Origin of the sequence: Actinoplanes sp. NPDC051475 (assembly GCF_040689425.1) — a bacterium.
Taxonomy (GTDB): Bacteria; Actinomycetota; Actinomycetes; order Mycobacteriales; family Micromonosporaceae; genus Actinoplanes.
The window spans coordinates 80,325-99,570 of the sequence record NZ_JBFAZZ010000012.1 but is presented as its reverse complement, the minus strand read 5'-3'; the positions used below and the strand labels follow the sequence as shown (position 1 = coordinate 99,570).

Genomic DNA, 19,246 nt, shown 5'->3' with positions numbered 1-19,246 from the left:
AACCCGATCGCCGCCCGATACGCTGCGCCGGTGGACCTGGACGCCTACGTCAGCGAGCGCCGCGGGGAGTGGAACCGCCTCGACGCGCTGACCCGCCGGCGCAAGCTGTCGGCCGCCGAGGCCGACGAGCTCGTGCTGCTCTACCAGCGCGCGGCCACCCACCTGTCGGTGGTGCGCAGCCACTCGCCCGATCCGATCCTGCTGGCGTCGCTGTCCCAGCTCGTCCTCGCCGCCCGCTCGGCGGTCACCGGCGGCCGCCGATTCTCCTGGCGCCCGGTGGCCCGCTTCTTCACCACGACCCTGCCGCTGGAGCTCTACCGGGCGCGCCGCTGGTGGCTGACGGTGACGGCGTTGGACGTGCTGGTCGCCGGGGTGCTGATGGCGTACTTCGCCACCCACCCGGAGATCATCGAGACCTTCGTCCCGGCGTCGGCCCTCGAGCAGTACACCGGCGAGGACTTCGTCGGCTACTACAGCGAGTTCCAGGCCCAGAACTTCGCCGCCAACGTCTGGACGCACAACGCCATGATCGCCGGCCAGTGCCTCGCCTCCGGCGTACTGATCGTGCCGGTCCTGTGGATCCTCGCCCAGAACACCTTCGACCTGGGCCTGACCGGCGCCCTGATGATGAACGCGGGCAAGGGCGGTACGTTCTTCGCGTACATCCTCCCGCACGGCTTCCTCGAGCTGACCGCGATCTTCGTGGCGGCCGGCGTGGGCCTGCGCATCGGCTGGGCCTGGATCGCCCCGGGCCCGCACCGCACCCGCGGCCGGGCGCTCGCGGAGCACGCCCGCGCGGGGATGCTGGTGGCGCTCGGCCTGGTCGCGATGCTCCTGGTGTCGGGCGTCCTGGAGGCGTACGTGACGCCGTCGGGGTGGCCGGACCCGGTCCGGATCGGCATCGGGTTCGCGGTCTGGCTCGCCTTCCTCGGGTACGCCCTGGGTGTGGGCGGCGCGGCCCACCGGCGGGGGGAGAGCTCGGAGCTGGCGCCGGAGCACACGGTCGCCGAGGTCCCGACGGCCTGATCAGGCCGGGTTGTCAGCGGAGGTCAGCGTCTCCCAACCGGTGGAGTGCTTGTCCGTGCCCATCGGGCGCCTGGACTCCAGCAGCGCTCGGGTACGGGGCAGCTCCATGCCCAGCCGCGTGTGCAGCGCGTTGTACCCGACCTCCCAGTACTGGCCGGTGCCCTTGGTGACCGAGCCGCCGCACAGCCAGGACGGCACGGGCGTACCGGTCTCGTGCCCGGCGTGGAACTCCAGCCCGGCGGCGAACCGGCCGGCCTGCTCCCGCCAGAGGTCGACGCCCTGGATACGGGCGGTGTCGGCGCCGTGGAACGCCGCGTTGAAGCCCATCGCGACGTGCCCGAAGTCCCGGCACGTCTCCTGGCCCAGGCCGTCGACCAGCTTGGTCTGGCCGTACCAGTACTTGGTCAGCGCGGCGCCGGACTTCGGCCGTCCGGGAGGCGACAGCGGTGCGGGGCCGTCGGATCGAAGGTACATGTAGGCCGGCACCCGGCCGCGCCACAGGGCGAGGGCCCGGTCGAACGACGCCCGGTCGTCGAGGAAGACCGCGATCCCGAGGGCGGCGTCGGTCATGATGAGTTCCCAGTTCCCGTTCGCGCCGGACCCCTTGAGGAGGCCGGGCAGGTAGACGGTACGCAGCATCGTGGCGAACCGCGCGGCCTTGGGCCAGCCCTCGGGGTACGTGTGCTTGATCAGCTCGGCGGCCCGCGACCAGCCGGCCCCGGACCAGCCGGTCTGCAGTGGCGCATTGTGGCCGCTGTGTCCCTTCAGCGTGCCTGACCAGGCATCCATCAGCTGGATGGCCTTGTCGGCGTACCGGCCGTCGCCCGTGATGGACCACATGAGCGCGTCCGCGTACGCGGCCAGCGCGTCCGTGCGCTCGTCGCTGCAGCCGTGGTCGGGGTTCGAGGACGGGCCGCATTCCACCGTGGTGCGCGGCTTGGGGGTTCGCGACAGCGACGCCAGCGGGTCGGAGCGCAGCTGGTCGTACGCGGACTTCCACGGCTGCTTGCCGGCCTTGACCTTGGACCGCACGACGTCGAGCTGTGCCCGGCTCACCAGCACGCCGGGGTGGGCGAAGGACGCCGGCCGCGCGACGGCCTCCGGGGTGTCGGGCCGTGCCTGCGCACCGGCGAAGGAGGCGGGGATCAGCATCGCCCCGACGATCACCGCGTACATCGATGCTGCTCTGTGTCTGCGCATCGCCACAGCTAAGCGGAAGTTGCCCTAAAGCCGCATACAGTGCGTCTTACCTTTCTATTAAATCTTCTTAGAGTCGGCCGGCGGCTTTGAGCGCGAGGTAGACGTCCGAGACCTTGGAGGCGAAGGTCTCCCGGGGCTCGTCGACCACGATCACCCCCTGCTGGGTCAGCAGCGCCCGGACCCGGTCGCGTTCGCCCAGGGCAAGCTCCGCGGCCGCGGCGAGGTGGACGTCCTCCGCGGTGGCGCCGGTCTCCGGCAGATGGGCGAGCCGGGCGGTCTCAGGGTCGCGGACCGCGGCGAGCATGACCCGATGCTTGGTGGTGAGCCGGGACAGGATGGGCAGCAGGCCCTCGACGATCGGTGCCGCGTCGAGCGCCGAGAAGATCACCACCAGGGCGCGCTTGTGGTCGCGGCGCAGCAGATCGCCGGCGACCAGGCCGAAGTCCGTCTCGACCAGGGCCGGCTCCAGGGACGCCATCGAGCTGATCAGACGCGGCAGCTTGGTGCGGTGGCCGCCGCCCTCGACCTTGGCGCGTACGGCGGTGTCCACCGCGACCATGTCGACGCGGTCGTCGGCCTTCGAGGCCAGCACCGCCAGCAGCAGCGCCGCGTCGATCGCGGCGTCCAGCCGGGGCTCGTCGCCGATCCGCGCCGCCGACGTGCGGCCGGTGTCCAGCACGCAGACCACCCGGCGGTCGCGCTCGGGGCGCCAGGTCCGGACCACCACGTCATGGGTACGCGCGGACGCCCGCCAGTCGATCGAGCGCACGTCGTCGCCGATGACGTACTCGCGCAGCACGTCGAACTCGGTGCCCTGCCCCCGGCCGCGGGTGACCACCGCGCCGTCGAAGATGCGCAGCTTCGCCAGCTTCTCCGGCAGCAACCGGCGCGACGGGAAGCGCGGCAGCACCCGCAGGGTCCACTTCGGCGTCACCCGCTCGTTCCACCGTTGCGACCGCTGCCGGTACGCGAGCCCGAGCGGCCCGTACGAGCGCAGCGTCACCCGTACCGCCGCCCGGTCGCCGTGCCGCGTCGGCGTGAGCGTGGTGGTGACCTGCTGTTCCTCGCCGGCGAGGAGGTTGAGCCGGTGCTCGGTGCGGTCCGCGCCCGCCGACGGCACCCAGCGGTCGCGCAGCCGCAGCCACATCGGCCGGCGCGCGGTGTTGCCGACGGTCAGCGTCATGGTCGCCGTCTCGCCGAGCCAGAGCGTCTCGACGCCGTCGCGCCGCAGGGAGACGGCGGTCAGGGGAGCCGCGACCAGCGCGTCCAGCATCGCCGCACCGAGCGCGAGCCCCAGCACCGCCAGGGTCAGCAGCCAGGGCGAGGGCAGCAGCGCCGGCAGCGGCACGCCGAGCGCCAGCAGCAGCGCGAAGCGCCTGGTGACCACGGTCGGCTCACCGGGGGGCGGGGACGGCGCCGAGCACGGACTGCAGCACCGAGCCGGTCGTGACCCCGTCCAGCTCCGCCTCGGCGCGCAGCCGCACCCGGTGCCGCAGGACGGGGACCGCGAAGGCCTTCACGTCGTCCGGGATGACGTATTCGCGGCCGCTGAGCCAGGCGCGGGCCTTGGCCACGGCCAGCAGCGCGGTGGTGCCGCGCGGCGACGCCCCCAGCTCCAGGGCCGGAGCGACCCGGGTGGCGCGGCACAGGTCGACCATGTACTCCAGCACCGGCTCGGCGACGGCCACCCGGCGTACCGCCTCGCGGCCGGCGGCCAGGTCGGCGGCGGAGGCCACCGGGCCCACCCCGGCCGCCTTCAGGTCCCGCGGGTCGAAGCCCATGTGGTGGGCGCGCAGCACGCCGAGCTCCTCGTGGCGCTCCGGCAGCGGTACGGCCAGCTTGAGCAGGAACCGGTCCAGCTGCGCCTCCGGCAGCGGGTACGTGCCCTCGTACTCGATGGGGTTCTGCGTGGCCACGACGATGAACGGCTCGGGCAGGCGCCGGGACTCGCCGTCGGTGCTGACCGTGCGCTCCTCCATCGCCTCGAGCAGCGCGGCCTGGGTCTTCGGCGGGGTGCGGTTGATCTCGTCGGCGAGCAGCAGGTTGGTGAAGATCGGGCCGGGCCGGAAGTTGAACGCCGCGGAGCGCGCGTCGTAGATCAGCGAACCGGTCACGTCGCCCGGCATCAGGTCGGGCGTGAACTGCACCCGCTTGGTCTCGACGTCCAGCGCGGCCGCCATGGCCCGCACCAGCAGCGTCTTCGCGACGCCCGGCACGCCCTCCAGCAGCACGTGGCCGCCGCAGAGCAGGGCGATGACCACGCCGCCGACCACCGCGTCCTGCCCGATGACCGCCTTGGCCACCTCGGTCCGCAGGCGCTGGAGCGCGTCGCGGGCCGCGAGGGCCTCCACGGATAGCGAAGACGTCACGTCACATTCCCCTCGTCCGGTGCTTGTTGCCAGTTCTGCTGCCCGGTGACGGACCGGACCAGATCCTGCACCGCCGTCGCGGCGCGGACCAGCTCCGCGTCACTGTCCTCGACGCCGCCGCCGAGCAGGTGCCGGACGTCGTCCTCCGGCAGCGCCGTGTACGCCGCCACCCGGGCGGCGAGCTCGTCGACGGGCGTGCCGGGCGGAAGATCGAAGTGGTCGGCGAGCCGGGTCCGCGCCGCCGACTGTACGGTCGCCAGCGACGTGCCGCGCGCTCGCGCCCGACGGTACAGGCCACCGAGGCCCCGGACGGTCTCGGCGGTCCGGACCTGCACCGGCAGCGGCTCGGCGACCGGCGTACCGAGACGCCGGGCCGACGCCAGGGCCAGCGCGACCGCCGCGAGCACGAGCAGGGCCAGCGTGGCCCACACCGAGGGCGGGAAGGCCTGGGCGAGCGGGCTGCCGGCCACCGTTCCGTCACCCTCGGTGCCGCCGCCCTCGTTCTCGCCGGTCGGCGGTGTGCCGGTCGGCTCCTCAGCGGGCTCGTCGTCACGGTCGCCGTCGCCCGTCGAGCCCTGGTCAGCGTTGTAGTCGCCCGGATCCGACCCCTGTCCCGTCGACGGCTCCGGAGGGATCAGCGGGGCGGGCTCCCGTTCGTGCAGATCGAGCCAGACCAGCCGAGGGCTGCGCGACAGCAGCCCGACGGCGAGCGCCCGGTTGCCGTGCTCGTCGGCGCGGTCGTTGCGGAACGGGTCCACCGCGCCGACCAGCGTGATCTCGGCGAAGCCCCCGGCCCGGAACTCGGTCAGGCCCCCGTCGTAGCAGGTCAGCGGCGCGTACTCGGCCGCGTCGTAGCGCCAGCGCAGGGCCGCCGCCGGCCCGGCCGCCCCGGCGAAGTCCGCGGCGCATCCGGGTGCGGGCGCGGCGGCGGTCCAGCGCGGGCCGCTGACCGGGACGTCGAGCCCGGCCTTGCGCAGCTCGTTCTCCCGAGGAGCCACCAGCACGACCCGCACCCGAGGCGGCAGGGCGGCAAACCTTTCCAGGTACGCCGGGTGCACCAGCCCCGGAGCCGTCACGAACAGCGTCGCGTCACCGAGGGTGCCGATCGAGTCGAGGGCCTCCTGGCTGCTGGCTCGCACGTCGACCGCGACGCCCTTGCCGGTGAGTCCCTGGGCGAGTAGCCGCGCACCCTCGCCCTCGCCGCTGGTGGGGGACAGGAAGGTGGCGTCGGTCGGATCGGGCTGCTGCACCGCGTGCGCGGCGCCGGTGATGGTGGCGAGGCCGACGACCACCGCGAACGGCACGATCAGGCGCAGCATCCGGGGGTTCCTCACGGCGTACCGCCCCTCATCCGCGTGCGGACCTCGCCGGTCAGGGCGCGCATGTTGTCGTCGTGGTCGCGGCGGGCCGGACGGTCGCCGTACCAGATCTCGGAGAACAGGTCGGTGGCGCCGCCGAGCGGGACGGCCATCGCCGGGCGTTGCGCCGCGGCGGTGGCGGCGACCTCGGCGGCGGTCGTGCCGGGCAGCGGCGCGACGATGCCGGCCACGGCCAGGTCGCCGACCAGGTCGCGCAGCCGCTGCCGGATCGCCTCGGCATAGCGGCCCTCGGCGGCGAGCCGGTCGGCGAGCAGCGTGCCGTCGGGCAGCACGACGCTGGGCTCGAAGACGGGCGCCGCGGTCTCCTCCGCGCCGGTGCGGGTCTTCTTCGTCCGCTTCCTCTTCCGCCGGCGGAAGCGCGGCAGCCGCCAGCGGGGCCGCCGGACCCGCCACCGGGGCATCCGCCGCGGCACCCAGGCCGGATACCAGTACCAGAGCGCGCCGGCCACACCCGCGGCCACGAGCAGCAGGAACAGCAGGAGCTGCGGGGAGATCCGGTCGAAGACGGCCGCCGCGAACTCGTCCCATGCCCGGGTCACGGCGCGTACACCAGGACCGCCGCCTCGTCCTGGCCGCGGCTGCGTGCCCGGCTGATGGCGATGTCGAGGCCTTCGGTACGGATCCGCGTCTCCAGCAGCAGCACCCCGTCGACGCAGGCCAGCGCCGCGTACGCGACCGTGTTGGCGGCCGCCCACGCCGCCGGGGCGGTCCACGCCAGCCACTCCGGCCGGTCGCCGGTCAGCCAGGCGAGCACGGCGACCCACCCCGCGCCGAGCGCCATCCGCACCGCGAACCACGTCACGTACGCCGCCAGCCGCGTCCAGGCGCCGCGCATCCCGCCCCGCATCGCCAGCCGCGCGGCCCGACCGAACGACCCCGACCGGTCGATCACGATGACGGCGCTGACCAGGCCGAACACCCCGTACACGAAGACCCACCCGGCGAACCCGACGAACGCCGCGACCCCGCAGACCGCCCCGAACGCGACGGCGGCGAGCAGGGTCGGCACCGGGCGTACCCGCTTCCACACGTCACGGTCGCGCAGCGGCCGGCCGAGGAGCGCGGGCCCGGCAGCGGCCGCGGCGATCGCCCCGAGCACGCAGATGATGAACCCCTCGGCGGCGAACCCGGCGGCGACGAGCACCCACCACGCCCCGAAGTGCTGCTTCGCCGGCCCGTACACCGGCGGCGTCGCGATCGCGGCGGCACGCATCGGCATGAGCAGGGCCTGCTCGAGCACGGCCAGCACGCCGGCGGTGAGCAGCAGCGGCCGCGCCCGGGCCCGGAGCAACGTCATGGCGGCGTCGAGCAGCTCACCGAGCGTCATGGGACGCAGCGGCAGATCGGGCTGCGCGGACATGGCGGCGATCCTAGGCGATCGAGGCATCCTTCGTGGGCGTTGCCGTCGCTCAGCCCGCCCGGGCGCGCTCGAGCACCTCTTCGGTCGTCGGCGGGCTCGGCGGATGATACGAAAGCGACCACGGCGCCTGAAGCTTGACGAATTGGCCTCCCTCGACCGCGGCGTAGAACTGCCCGACCTTCAGTCGAGCGATGTCGGAGACGTCGCTGCCCTTGGCCCGGGCCAGCTCACGCGCCGCCGCTATCTGGGTCGGAACGTTCAGCAGCCCGAAGAACTGGGTGGCGGCGTTGCCGGGGATGCGGTTGTGCAGGCCCTTCGGTGCCTGGGTGGCGAACACCAGGCCGAGGCCGTACTTGCGAGCCTGCGAGGCGAGCACCAGGGTGCTGTGCGTGCACGCGGTCATCGGACCGGATGGTGCCAACGTCTGCGCCTCGTCCATCACGAAGATTCCGCCGAGTGGCCGGTCACCCGCCGGGTTCTGCTTGATCCATCCGAACAGCGCGAGCTGCAGCTGGTTGACGAAGCTCTGCCGCTGGCCGTCGTCGGTGAGCCCGACAAAGTTGATCACGGAGACCCGTGCCCGGTAACCGGGGCGTGGCGTCAGCAGCAGTCCCGGATCGGTCGGCGCACCCTGCCCGCCGAAGAGCGGATCGTTCACCATGGTGGCCATCAGCAACTGCGCCATCTGGGCGACGACACGGTGCTTCTCGCCGCCACCGCCGAGGACGGCATCATCCGGCTCTGGGACATGCGTACGGGCGTCCAACGGCCGTCCATCGAGGGCTATGCGAGCTGGATCCGGGCCATCTGCGAGCTGCCCGTCGGCGGCCGTCACCTCCTCGCCACCGCGGGCGACGACGGCACGGTACGCCTCTGGGACACCGCGACGGGCCGCACGGAGACGGTGATGGACGGTGGCCGGTTGGGCGCGGTCGGCGCACTGGCCGAGACGCCGGTCGCGGACGGCACCCTGGTCGCGTCCACCAGCGGCGACGGTATGACGCGGCTGTGGGATCCGGCGACCGGCGACCAGCGGCTCGCCATGCCGGCGCCCGGCACCACGGTGACCGACGTCGCGGCGCTGGCCGAGGACGACCTGCACCTGCTGGCGGTGGCCGGCGAGGACCGGGTCGTCCGTGTGTGGGATGCCGACCGCGGTGAGCTGGTCAAGGAGTTCAAGCAGCACCACGAGCGCGTGAACGCGGTGTGCGCGGTGGGCACGCTGCTCGCCTCGGGAGCCGACGACCTGATCGTGCGGGTCTGGGACGTCCACCAGGCTCCGGGAAACGACCGGGCCAGGCCGCTGCTCGGTCACGCCAATTGGGTCACCGCCCTGGTCGCCGTGCGCCACCAGGACACTGACCTGCTGGTCTCGGCGGACAAGAACGGCATGATCCGGCTCTGGGACCCGCGCGGCGAGCTGCTCCGGGAACGACAAGCCCACGATGCCGTGAACGCGCTGGCCGCATATCCGCTGGGCAACCGGGAGGTGCTCGTGTCGGCCGGCGTGGACCGGACGATCCGGCTGTGGAGCCTCGACGACCTCAGCCCGCTCGGTGTGCTCAGCGGGCACAAGGCGCCGGTGACCGGGGTGTGCCCGATCGAATTCGGCGGCCGTACCCTCCTGGCGTCCGTCGGCCTGGACCGCACCGTGCGGCTGTGGGAGCCGCGGACCGGCCGGCTCGTCCGCATCATCCCGGTGCACCACCGGGCGCTCGCATGCGCGTACGTCGGCGGGATGCTCGTCGTCGGGCTCGACCGGGGTCTGCTCGCCCTCGCCGTGCGGTGACGCGGTCTCGCCCATCGATACATCGGCGGTTATCGTGCGTCGACGGGTGCTCACGAGGCGCTCGGACAATTTCGTCGAAAGGTTCGGTATGACCCTCCCCGCAGGCGTCTCGCGGCGCAGTGTGCTGGCGGCTGCCGCCGCCGGTGCCGCCGCCCCCGTCTTCGCGTCCGGCGCTGCCTCCGCGTCCGGCGCTGCCTCCGCCTCCGGCCGGACTTACGATCTCACCGTGCTCGGCACCTCCGACACGCACGGCAACGTCTACAACTGGGACTACTACAGGGATCTCGAGTACGACGACAGCGCGCACAACGACGTCGGGGTCGCGAAGCTCGCGGCGCTGGTCAACCAGATCCGTGCCGAGCGGCGGGGCAGGGCCACTCTGGTCCTCGACGCCGGCGACACGATCCAGGGCACGCCGCTCGCCACGTACTACGCCAAGCAGGAGCCGATCACGGAGACCGGCGAGCGGCACCCGATGGCGCGGGCGATGAACGTGCTGCACTACGACGCCGTGACGCTGGGCAACCACGAGTTCAACTACGGCCTGCCGCTGCTCAACCTCTGGATCCGCCAGCTCGGCTTCCCCGCGCTCGCCGCCAACGCCGTGGACGCGAAGACCGGGCGGCCCGCCTTCACCCCGTACCTGATCAAGAAGGTCTGTCTCGGTCCGGGGGCACCCACCCTGAGGGTCGGCATCCTGGGTCTCACCAACCCGGGCGTGGCGATCTGGGACCGGGCGAACGTCGAGGGCAAGCTCGCCTTCAAGGACATGATCGAGACGGCCGCGAAGTGGGTGCCGGTCATGCGCGCCCGCGGCGCCGACCTCGTGCTGATCTCCGCCCACGGCGGCGACAGCGGTACGAGCAGCTACGGCCCCGAGCTGCCCAACGAGAACCCGAGCGCGCTGATCGCCGAGCAGGTCCCGGGCATCGACGCAATCCTGTTCGGCCACGCGCACCGCGAGGTCCCGCAGCGCTTCGTGACCAACACGAAGACGGGCGCGCAGGTGCTGCTCTCCGAGCCGTCGAAGTGGGGCCAGCGCCTCACCCGGATGGACTTCACGCTGGTTCGCGACCGCGGCCGGTGGACGATCACGGAGAAGAAGTCGGCGTCGCTGAACACCAACACGGTCCCCGAGGACCCGAAGGTGCTCGCGGCGGTGCGGTCCCAGCACGCCAAGACCGTCGCGTATGTCAACCAGGTCGTCGCCACCTCCACGGAGGAGCTGTCCGCCGCCGAGTCGAGGTACAAGGACACGCCGATCCTGGACTACATCAACAAGGTGCAGACCGACACGGTGACCGCGGCGCTGGCCGGCACCCCGAACGCCGGGCTGCCCGTGCTCTCGATCGCGGCGCCGTTCAGCCGTACCGCGGTCTTCCCGAAGGGCGACGTCAAGATCAAGGACGTGGCCGGCCTCTACATCTACGACAACACGCTCGAGGCGGTCGTGCTCACGGGCGCCGAGGTGCGGGCCTACCTGGAGTTCTCGGCCAGATACTTCGTGACGCTGCCGGTCGGCGCCACCCCGGACCCGGAGACGATCAGCGACCCGGCGATCCCGGACTACAACTACGACGTGATCTCCGGCATCGAATACGACATCGACATCAGCAAGCCGGCGGGTTCCCGCATCATCCGCCTGGACATCGCGGGTGCACCGGTGCCGGCAGACGCCCGCTTCGTGGTGGCGGTGAACAACTACCGGCGCAGCGGCGGTGGAAACTTCCCCGGCATCGTCAAGGAGCAGGTCTACAACGCCCAGCAGGAGATCAGGCAGCTGCTGATCGACTGGGCACAGGCCAAGGGCGAGATCAACCCCGCGGACTTCTTCGTGCCGAACTGGCGCCTCGTCCGCGAGGGCGTCCCGGTCTTCTAGGTCGGTCCTTCAACGAACGTCGTGGCGCACCCGGTCCCCGCGGGGTGCGCCACGACGGTCGGGGTCAGCGCTTCTCGAGCGACTTCCAGTTGCCCTGCGAGTCGGCGGTCACCAGCACCCGGCCGGTCTTCCCGTTGTTCAGCGTCAGCTCGCACAGGTACTCGCGCTTCCCACCGGCCCATTCGCCGGCAGGCCGGCAGTCGGCCTTGCTCGCGCTGACGTTCGCCTTGGCCAGCTGCCCGTCGTGCAGCACGTTGTCCTCGAGCGACTTGACCGTCGCGCCCTCCCGTACCTGCAGGTACAGCGGCACGACGACGTTAGCCACCACGGTGTTCCAGAAGAAGGCGCCGACCACCAGAGTGACGACGAAGGTGATCCAGTACTTCGCCACGCCGTTGCGACCGTAACGGGCCCGATCGGCGCGGCGGGTGGCCGAGATCGCCCCGAACACGCTGAAGAAGAAGGTGAAGGCGGCCACCGGCCAGGCGGAGGGCGCCTGTGCCCGGGCCGCATTCCGGATCTCCTCCGGGTACGGGACCAGCAGGCCACCGACCTGCGGCACATACCCGTACGGCGCCATGACCGCAGCATCCGGGTGCGCGGTCCCCGGGGCGCCAGGGCCGGCGGCGTGGGCCGGGATGCCTGGGCCGGCGGCGGTGGCCGGGCTACCCGGGGCGGCCGGAGCCGGGGCCTGGGCTTGGGTTGCCCACGGAGGCGCGGTCGGGTAGGCCGACGGGGGATGGGGCTGCTGGTGCGGGACCTGCGCCGGGACGTCCGCTACCGGCTGCTGCGCTGCGGGGTGCTGCGGCGCGGCGTGGTGCGGGGCGGCGTGGTGCACGGGGTGCTGGTAGCCGGCTGGGGGGTACTGCGCGTGGCCCGCCGCGAACTGAGGGTAGTCCGCGCCCGCTGGGCCGTACGGAATCTGCGTGGTCATTCAGGGGGGCCTTTCCGGTAGCGGCTCGGGTGCAGCAGCGCCGTGCCAGGTCCCCTTTATCGGCTGTGTCGCGGTGGACATGAGAAAACACTGCTGCGGTGGGTTGCCGCTGGGGTCGCCCGGATGTCGGGTTTCCCGGTGCCGCGGTTGGCCGCCCTGCCCGGCCCGCGGCCTTGAGCCGGCGTCCTTGAGCAGGCCGACGTCCTCGGCATGCTTGGCGCTCATACCCGCGCCTGGCTGTCTCGCCCCGGGCGATTCCGCGCCCGTCCCCAGGGTGCCCTGGTCGCGGGAAAGGCGTCACTTGGTGACGGTGCCGCCGCCGCCCGCGTCGCCGCCGTCGTCGCCCTCGGTGGGGGTGGGGTCCGGGGGGTCGCTGGCCGGCGGGTCGGTCTTCGTCGGCTCGGTCTGCGGTGGCGTCGACGTCGGGGTATGGGTGGGTGGCGTCGTGGGAGAGACGCTGGTCGACGGGGAGGCCGGCTTGCTCGGCTTCTTCGTCTGGCTCTGCTGGGGCTGGCCGCCGTTGGGACGCTGCGTAGACCGGGTCGGCGCTTCCTCGGACGGCTCGATGGGCTCGTCGGTCTCGTCCGCCGTCTGCGACTCGGTCGGGACCACCGCGGTGCCGGGGGAGCGGGTGTCGTCCTTGGTGTTGCTCGAGAGCCAGATCGCCACGCCGAGTCCGCCCGCCACCAGGAACAGGGCGATAACGGTGAACAGGACGGCGAGCTGGCTCCTCGACTGCCGTGGCCGGGCCGGTGCGAACGGCGGTGCGGCCTCCAGCAGGTTGCGCTGCACCGGCATGGTGCGGGCGGCGGGGGCGCCGGGGCTCATCGGCCGGGTCAAGGCGGTCCCGGTCATCGACTGCCCGTTCATCCCCGCGCCGGCCGCCCCGGCCAGCGCGGCCCCGGCCACGGAGGGCCGGACCAGGGCCGTACGCGTCATGCTCGTCCCGGTCTGCGTGCGCCAGTCGAGCGTCCCGGCGGCAGCCAGCGCGGCCTCGGCGAACTCGGCGGCACTGGCGAACCGGTCCTCCGGGTTCTTCGCCATCGCCCGGCCGATCAGCTCGCGCACGGCCGGCGGCGCAAGGTCGTCGGGGAGCGGCTCGGGGTCGTCCTCGAGGTGGCGCAGCGCCACCTGGAGGGCGTTGTCGCCGTCGAAGGGCGGAACACCCGCAATGCAGTGGTACGCCACAGCGCCCAGTGCGTAAATGTCCGTGGCAGGCGTGACGTTGCCCTTCGCCACCTGCTCGGGAGCCATGTAGAGGGCCGTGCCGACGATGGCGTTGAGACCGGTCACGCTGGTCACCGCGGCGGACCGGGCCACGCCGAAGTCGACCAGGATCACCGCGCCGGTGGGCTTGACGATGAGGTTGCCGGGCTTGACGTCACGGTGGACGGTGCCGTTCTCGTGCGCGGCGTGCAGCGCGTCGGCGGCCTGCGCGACGATCGACATGGTCTCGCCGGCGGCGAGCTGGCCCTGCTCCTTCAGCCGCGCGGAAAGCGGCTCCCCATCGACGAAAGCCATGACCAGGTATGCACACTGGTCCTCGTCGCCGGCGTCCCCGGCGCTGTAGTCGTAGACCTCCACGACACCCGGGTGCCGGAACGCGGCCATCATCCGGGCCTCGCCGTAGAAGCGGGCGGCGAACTCGGGATCGGTGAGCATGGCGGTGCGCAGCACCTTGACGGCGACCGTCCGGCCGAGCACCACGTCGGTGCCCCGCCACACGTCACCCATGCCACCGGTGGCGATACGCTCGTCCAACCGGTAGCGGTTGTCCAGGAGACTTCCCGAACTGAGCACCAGCGGACCTATCTACTCGGGTGTCGCCACGACCGGACCATGAGGGCTCGCCACGGCGCGAGCCGCGCACCACGATACAGATTCCTCACCTCCCGCGGCGAGGTCGGTGGGTTGCGGAAAGGGCACGCCCGACGGCACCCGAGGCCAGGTGAGGGGGCCCGAACGGCCTGCCGCGACGCCCACCGGATCGAGTGGGTGACACGCCGCACAGACCCAACCCGGGCACAATCGCGCGCGCCCGGCGAAAAGGCGCAAAACAGAGAGGAAGAATGCATCCTCATCGAGACCGAGAGGGAAATTCGAGGCAAAGGCGGCAAGCTCATCGGCGAGTCAGCGGCGGGACGGTACGCCCGGCCCCGGAGTCGCTGACGAGCTGAGCGAACCGCCGCTCCCGCGTCTCCACCCGTTTCGCGCTCACCACCCAGTGCACCGCAGCCCGGCGGTAAGAAGCCGATTGCGCACTGAACCATCGCCATGCCGCCTCCTCCCCACGGAATCGGGCCTCCTGCTGCTCGTCGAGCACCGCATCAACCGGTTGCTCGTACGAATAGGTGGCGACCTTCTCCGGCTTTCGCGACTCGAACGCGTGGAGGCCGGCCGGGTGCATCAGCCCCGCCTCGGTCAGCTCCGCCACCTTGGCGATGTTGATCGAGCTCCACACGCTGCCCTTGCGCCGCGGCGTGAAGCGGACCTGGTAGCGGTCCTCGTCGATGCGGCGGCCGATGCTGTCGATCCACCCGAAGCACAGGGCCTGCGCGATGGCCTCGGTGTGTTGCACGGTCGGCGTGCCGGTGTGCTTCTTGTAGTAGCCGACGAACAGCTCCGGCTCGTCGGCGTGGTGCTTCTCGAACCAGGCGCGCAGCTCGGCCTCGGAGGCGAAGAACACGGGTTCCATGCCTAGAACCTAGGCCCCGGGTACGACAGAAACGGCGTGTCGTTCGACGGGACCGGCGCGTCGGAAAACGATCACCAACCGTGCCCGGCACGATCGTGGTTGCCGGGCGGCAAAGGGCTCCGTCCGGCGACCACGATCGTCCCGCTACCCCGAGCAAAGCCGCCCCTCGAGGAAAGCCGCCCCCTCGGGGTAACCCGCCCCCGAGGAATCAGGGGACCTCAGTTGTCGTACGTGGGCGCAACCACGATCGCGGTCTCCGCCAGCTCCAGTTGCTCGTTCTCCGCCCGGCGCTCGGCTGCCGCCCGTACCGTCGTAGCGGTCGCCCATCCCAGCGCGACCCCCACCAGGCCGGCGCCCAGGATCAAGCTCCAGGGCAGGCCGGGCTTGCGGCCCGCGAGGGCGTTCGCGGCCAGGTGAGCGCGGGTCCAGGCCTCCTCCGTCGCGGCGTTCATCCGGGCGCCGGCCTTGCCGGCCAGCTTCTGGCTCTGCCGGGACGCCTTGCCGGCCAGCTTGTTGCTGCCCTTGGAGGCCTTGCCGGCGATTTCCGCGGCCTTCGCGCCGGCCAGACCTGCGGTGATCTTGCCGGCGTCCTTGGCGCTCTCACCGGCGGACGCCATGGCCGAGGACAGGTAGTCCCAGGCCTCGGCGGCAGTGCGCTCGGCCGTGCTCTTGCGAGAGAACATCGTCTCCTACCTCCTGCGATAGCCGATGCCTGTCTGCGGAGGTGCCCAGGTGTGTCGGCGCGCAAACGTCCCCTGAACAGCCGCTGTCTGCCGGAAAGAGGAAGGGTGGCCGGTGCACCGTCTGTCGGCTGTGGACCGCCTGCGCGCGTAATCCGGTGGACGCTGCTGGGTAGGCTTGCTCCGGTTCGGCCCGCGGCACACAGCCAGCTGCCAGGTTCGAGCGCTAATGTTCGGTGCGGTTTCACCGGACCCGATGGGGGTAGTCACCGCCGCCCCCGGCGAGGGAGTATCGCAGGTCAGCGACTCTCTCGTGCCATGGAGAAGACGCCCGGGGCGATCCGGGCGGGTGGAGGTAAGGCGTGACGCTGTCGATAACGACGTCGGCGAGGTCCACCGGAGTGGTGGAGCTCTCACCGTTGGGTGAGATCGACGTCGAGAACGCGTACGAGATCAAGGACGCCGTGGCGGCACAGCTCAACGCCGGCACGCCCGACCGTATCGAGCTCGACATGCACGGGGTCACCTTCATCGATTCCGTGGGCATCTCGGCCCTCGTGGCAGCCTTCCAGCTCGCCAGGGTCAGCGGGGTGAAGCTCGTCGTCACCCGTCCGAGTCGTTTCGCTCACCGTCAGTTGTGGGTGACGGGCCTGCTCGGTCTCTTCGGCGCCCCGGAGCCCTGCACCGACTGCGGCGACCCGGCGCACCGCCCCCTGGTCCCCGGAGCCTGACCGGACCACCACGCCCCACAGCCCGGACCGGACCAACGCGTCCCGGAGTCCGGCCTGCTCAATGCTTCCCGGAGCCGGACGACTGCTCCCCGGAGCCGTTCCATCGATGGCCCTGACCCGAACAAGCCACCCCGATGACCGCGAGTGATCGGTGCGTTAAGCCTTCCTGTGCCCACTTGTTCGGGTCACGGCCGCTACGGAATAGTGCTCTCGTGGCGCGACTTCCGATCGGCACCGCCCTGTTGCGGCGCTACGTCCTGACCCGCGCCATCGGCCAGGGCGGAGTCTCGACCGTCTATGCCGCGGTCGACGCCCGCCGCGGCCGCAAGCTGGCCGTCAAGATCCTGGCCGCCACCCGCGCCGACGATCCGGGAGCCCACGACGATGCGCGCCGTGAGGCTCTGATCACCGATCGGCTGCGGCACCCCAGCGTCCCCCGCGTCTTCGCTTACGGTGACGCCCCGCTCCCGGACGGCACCGTGGTCCCGTACGTGGTGCTCGAGCTCCTTCACGGAGCGCCCCTGACGGAACGCCTGGCCCGCGGCCGCCTGGAATGGCCGGAGGCGGTGCGGATCGCCGCGGCCGCCGCCGACGTCCTGGCCGTCGCCCACCGCCGCGGCGTCGTCCACCGCGACCTCACCGCCCGCAACGTCATGGTCACGGCCGACGGCATCAAGATCATTGACTTCGGCCTGGCCACCGCGGCTCTCCATCCGGGCGACCGGAAATCCCGATACGGTACGCCGCCACAAGCCCCCGCCGATACCGTGGCCGGCGGCGTCAGGGCACCCCACACCCACCGTGAGAATCCATACTTCCGCGCGATCGGCAACGGCCCCCGGCGAGCGCTGCCCTCACACCCGAAGACCCTGTTCGCCAGCCCGGCGGACGACGTCTACACCCTGGGCGTGCTGCTCTACGAGATGCTCACCGGCCGCTCACCGTACCCACCGGCGGTGGCGGCCACGATCGTCGCCGCGGGCCGCGTCGGCCACCTGGCCCCTACACCGGTGCTGGCCATCCCCGGCCTCCCACCCGCCCTGAGAAACCTCGTCCGCGCCTGCATGGCGAAACGCCCGGAAGACCGCCCGCCGAGCGCCGACGTAGCCCTGACCCTCCACCGAATCCACGCCGACGCCCGCCCACCGGCCCTCTCGATGATCTGAGCCGGCTTGGTGGGGCGAACCCGCCCGGCCGACTCGGTGATCTGAGCCGGATCCGGCGAGGCGGAGGACCTAGATCGCCGGGGTCTGCACCACGATGTTCTCGAGGTTGATCTTCACGTCCGTGGCCTCGCCCGGGGACCGGATCGGCGTCACCACCGCGAAGCCCTCGGCCAGCGCCGCAAGGTCGGTGCCCGGTTCGAGGGGTTCGTCCGCTGCCTGCACCGCCGTACGGACGAACCCCTCGCCCGCCTCCGCGATGCTCATCTGCACCTGGCCGAACTTGGCGAGCCGGGCCCTTTGCAGGCCGCGGATGCCGTCCACGTGCAGGTCGGGCACGTTCACGTTCAGCACCGTGCCGGGCGGCGTGTGGGTGAGGGTCGGCAGGAGCTTCACGGCGAGCTCCGCCGCGCTGATCCAGTGGCGCTTCTCGTCGTCCGCCTTGTCCAGGTCCGCGATCGCCTGGCCGCCGCTGGCCGCCGTACCGTTGCTGGGGGAGAGGACGTCGAGCGACACGGCCATGCCGTGCAGGCCGGCGTGTGAGGCCGTGAGCGTCGCACCCACGGTGCCCGAGTGGACGACCGCCGCGCCCGCGTTCGCGCCGCGGTTGATGCCCGACAGGACGAGGGTCGGCACCGGGCCGAAGGCGCCGCGCAGGGCCAGCAGCACGATGAACGCCGGGGACGCCGCCACCGCGTACGCGGGAACGTTCTTCACCCCCGGCAGCTCGCGGGGCTGCACACAGATCTGCCCGTCCTTCTCGACCGCGGTTATGGCCGCGCTGGAACCGCTCGCCTCGGTGAGCGGCGCGGCCACCACGACGTCGAAGCCCTGGCGTACGACCGCGCGGGCCAGCCATCTGATCCCAGGGGCGTCGATACCGTCGTCGTTGGTGATCAGAATGCGTGGGGTCATGCTGTGCCCTCCTGGCATGCCCTCCTGGCCCTCACCGGCATGGCCGCCGACCCGGCGGGAAAGCCAGGTTCGGCCCGAGCGGTCGCCTCCTCCGTCCGGAGGGCGAGTTCGGTGCAGTCGGTCATGCGGATACCTTTGCCTCGACGGGTGTCAGGCGTACCCGCTCGGTGAGCACCTGGACGGCGTCGATGCGGCCCGTGCCGAGACCGTGGCGGGTGACGTTGAGGGCGCCCGCGGCCGCCCCCGTACGGACAGCGTCACACAGGGTTCCGCCCTGTGCCAGCACAGCGGCCACTCCCGCGGTCATCGAGTCACCCGCGCCGCGGGATTCGGCGGCGACCATGCGGGGCATGTCGACCTCGTAGACGGTGTCCTCGATCAGGGCCAGTGCGCCCTCGTCGGCGCGGGACACCAGGGCCGTCTCGGCGCCGTCGTCGCGGAGCTTGAACAGCGCCTTGGTGAGGGCCTCGACGGAGGCGTCGGCGATCATGTCGTCGCGCAGCAGTTCCTCGTGGCTGACCTTGACCACGTACGGGCGGGCCTCCAGCGCGGCGGCCAGGTGGGCGGCGGAGAGGTCGACGATGACCTTGCAGCCGTTCGCACCCAGGTCGGTCGCGAGCCGGCGGTACACCTCCGCGGGCACCACGGACGGGTGGGCGGGGCCGCTGAGGACGGCGATGCCCGCCCGCAGGCCCTCGGCCAGCGCGAGGCTGTACAGCTCGTCCATCTCGTGGCGGGACAGCGGCTGGCCCGGGTCCTCCGCGAGCTCCTCGCGCTTGCCGCTGCGCCGGTCGTGCACGTACCAGCCCGTACCCGATTCGCGCTTGATGGTCTTCAGCGTGATGCCGTGGAACTTGAGCAGTGGCTCCAGAACCCGCCCGACCTCGCCGCCCGCGGCCGCGCAGAGGGTGACCGGCGCGCCCAGCAACGTGATCATCCGGGCCTGCCAGACGCCCTGCCCGCCGGGGTGAACGTGCAGCTCGGCCTTGTCGTGCTGCTGCTCGATGGTCACGGTGAGCTGGGGCGCAGGCACGAATACCATGACCCCTTTGTTACCCATGCGCACAGTCTTACGCCATTGGCCAGGAGTGCGGGCCTGATCCGCAATTTACGGCTGCCCGCCGGT

The 19,246-nt window shown here is 72.0% G+C and carries 17 protein-coding genes and 1 pseudogene; 5 read left to right on the top strand and 13 right to left on the bottom strand.

Annotated elements, in window-relative coordinates; genetic code table 11:
• Positions 1-30 precede the first annotated feature (30 nt).
• The gene (locus AB0368_RS24350; protein WP_366156254.1) at positions 31-1,026 is read left to right on the top strand and encodes a stage II sporulation protein M; all 996 of its coding nucleotides are present in this window, start codon (positions 31-33) and stop codon (positions 1,024-1,026) included.
• On the opposite strand, the gene AB0368_RS24345 is transcribed toward AB0368_RS24350, so the two are convergent.
• From AB0368_RS24345 to AB0368_RS24315, 7 genes and pseudogenes are all read right to left on the bottom strand, one after another.
• The gene (locus AB0368_RS24345) at positions 1,027-2,202 is read right to left on the bottom strand and encodes an alginate lyase family protein (RefSeq protein WP_366156253.1); all 1,176 of its coding nucleotides are present in this window, start codon (positions 2,200-2,202) and stop codon (positions 1,027-1,029) included.
• 91 nt (positions 2,203-2,293) lie between these two features.
• The gene (locus AB0368_RS24340; RefSeq protein WP_366156252.1) at positions 2,294-3,613 is read right to left on the bottom strand and encodes a DUF58 domain-containing protein; all 1,320 of its coding nucleotides are present in this window, start codon (positions 3,611-3,613) and stop codon (positions 2,294-2,296) included.
• A 7-nt stretch (positions 3,614-3,620) separates the two neighbouring features.
• Positions 3,621-4,595 (bottom strand): MoxR family ATPase, encoded by a 975-nt coding sequence (locus tag AB0368_RS24335; protein WP_366156251.1) that lies wholly within the window; start codon positions 4,593-4,595, stop codon positions 3,621-3,623.
• Complete coding sequence (locus tag AB0368_RS24330; RefSeq protein WP_366156250.1) at positions 4,592-5,914, bottom strand: DUF4350 domain-containing protein; 1,323 nt, start codon at positions 5,912-5,914, stop codon at positions 4,592-4,594. Before AB0368_RS24330 ends, AB0368_RS24335 begins: the two co-directional genes overlap by 4 nt.
• 11 nt (positions 5,915-5,925) lie before the next feature.
• Positions 5,926-6,513, bottom strand: coding sequence for a DUF4129 domain-containing protein (locus tag AB0368_RS24325; RefSeq protein WP_366156249.1), 588 nt, complete (start codon positions 6,511-6,513; stop codon positions 5,926-5,928).
• On the bottom strand, positions 6,510-7,334 hold the full coding sequence (locus tag AB0368_RS24320; RefSeq protein ID WP_366156248.1) for a hypothetical protein: 825 nt from the start codon (positions 7,332-7,334) through the stop codon (positions 6,510-6,512). The genes AB0368_RS24325 and AB0368_RS24320 overlap by 4 nt, the downstream gene beginning before the upstream one ends.
• A 49-nt stretch (positions 7,335-7,383) precedes the next feature.
• Positions 7,384-8,034: pseudogene (locus AB0368_RS24315) on the bottom strand (AAA family ATPase); the annotation flags it as partial.
• Here AB0368_RS24315 and AB0368_RS24310 point away from each other — a divergent pair.
• Together AB0368_RS24310 and AB0368_RS24305 are read left to right on the top strand one after the other, a co-directional pair.
• The gene (locus AB0368_RS24310; protein WP_366156247.1) at positions 8,035-9,123 is read left to right on the top strand and encodes a WD40 repeat domain-containing protein; all 1,089 of its coding nucleotides are present in this window, start codon (positions 8,035-8,037) and stop codon (positions 9,121-9,123) included.
• Positions 9,124-9,211: 88 nt separating this feature from the next.
• Positions 9,212-11,002, top strand: a complete 1,791-nt coding sequence (locus AB0368_RS24305; protein WP_366156246.1) for a 5'-nucleotidase C-terminal domain-containing protein — start codon at positions 9,212-9,214, stop codon at positions 11,000-11,002.
• Between the two features lie 64 nt (positions 11,003-11,066).
• Here the strand turns inward: AB0368_RS24305 and AB0368_RS24300 are convergent, their stop codons facing one another.
• From AB0368_RS24300 to AB0368_RS24285, 4 genes are all read right to left on the bottom strand, one after another.
• Positions 11,067-11,936 (bottom strand): hypothetical protein, encoded by an 870-nt coding sequence (locus AB0368_RS24300; RefSeq protein WP_366156245.1) that lies wholly within the window; start codon positions 11,934-11,936, stop codon positions 11,067-11,069.
• Positions 11,937-12,233: 297 nt separating this feature from the next.
• Positions 12,234-13,736 carry a serine/threonine-protein kinase gene (locus tag AB0368_RS24295; RefSeq protein ID WP_366156244.1) on the bottom strand — a complete coding sequence of 501 codons (1,503 nt, stop codon included), beginning with the start codon at positions 13,734-13,736 and terminating at the stop codon, positions 12,234-12,236.
• Positions 13,737-14,055: 319 nt separating this feature from the next.
• Positions 14,056-14,631 carry a YdeI/OmpD-associated family protein gene (locus tag AB0368_RS24290; protein WP_366156243.1) on the bottom strand — a complete coding sequence of 192 codons (576 nt, stop codon included), beginning with the start codon at positions 14,629-14,631 and terminating at the stop codon, positions 14,056-14,058.
• A 218-nt stretch (positions 14,632-14,849) separates the two neighbouring features.
• On the bottom strand, positions 14,850-15,314 hold the full coding sequence (locus AB0368_RS24285; protein WP_366156242.1) for a hypothetical protein: 465 nt from the start codon (positions 15,312-15,314) through the stop codon (positions 14,850-14,852).
• Between the two features lie 359 nt (positions 15,315-15,673).
• Here AB0368_RS24285 and AB0368_RS24280 point away from each other — a divergent pair, with 359 nt between their 5' ends.
• The gene (locus AB0368_RS24280) at positions 15,674-16,042 is read left to right on the top strand and encodes an STAS domain-containing protein (RefSeq protein WP_366156241.1); all 369 of its coding nucleotides are present in this window, start codon (positions 15,674-15,676) and stop codon (positions 16,040-16,042) included.
• A 212-nt stretch (positions 16,043-16,254) separates the two neighbouring features.
• The gene (locus AB0368_RS24275; protein ID WP_366156240.1) at positions 16,255-17,208 is read left to right on the top strand and encodes a serine/threonine-protein kinase; all 954 of its coding nucleotides are present in this window, start codon (positions 16,255-16,257) and stop codon (positions 17,206-17,208) included.
• 69 nt (positions 17,209-17,277) lie between these two features.
• On the opposite strand, the gene AB0368_RS24270 is transcribed toward AB0368_RS24275, so the two are convergent.
• Positions 17,278-18,120: a 5'/3'-nucleotidase SurE gene (locus AB0368_RS24270; protein WP_366156239.1), complete on the bottom strand. Its 843-nt coding sequence runs from the start codon at positions 18,118-18,120 to the stop codon at positions 17,278-17,280.
• 121 nt (positions 18,121-18,241) lie between these two features.
• Positions 18,242-19,162: a PfkB family carbohydrate kinase gene (locus tag AB0368_RS24265; protein ID WP_366156238.1), complete on the bottom strand. Its 921-nt coding sequence runs from the start codon at positions 19,160-19,162 to the stop codon at positions 18,242-18,244.
• Positions 19,163-19,246 lie beyond the last annotated feature (84 nt).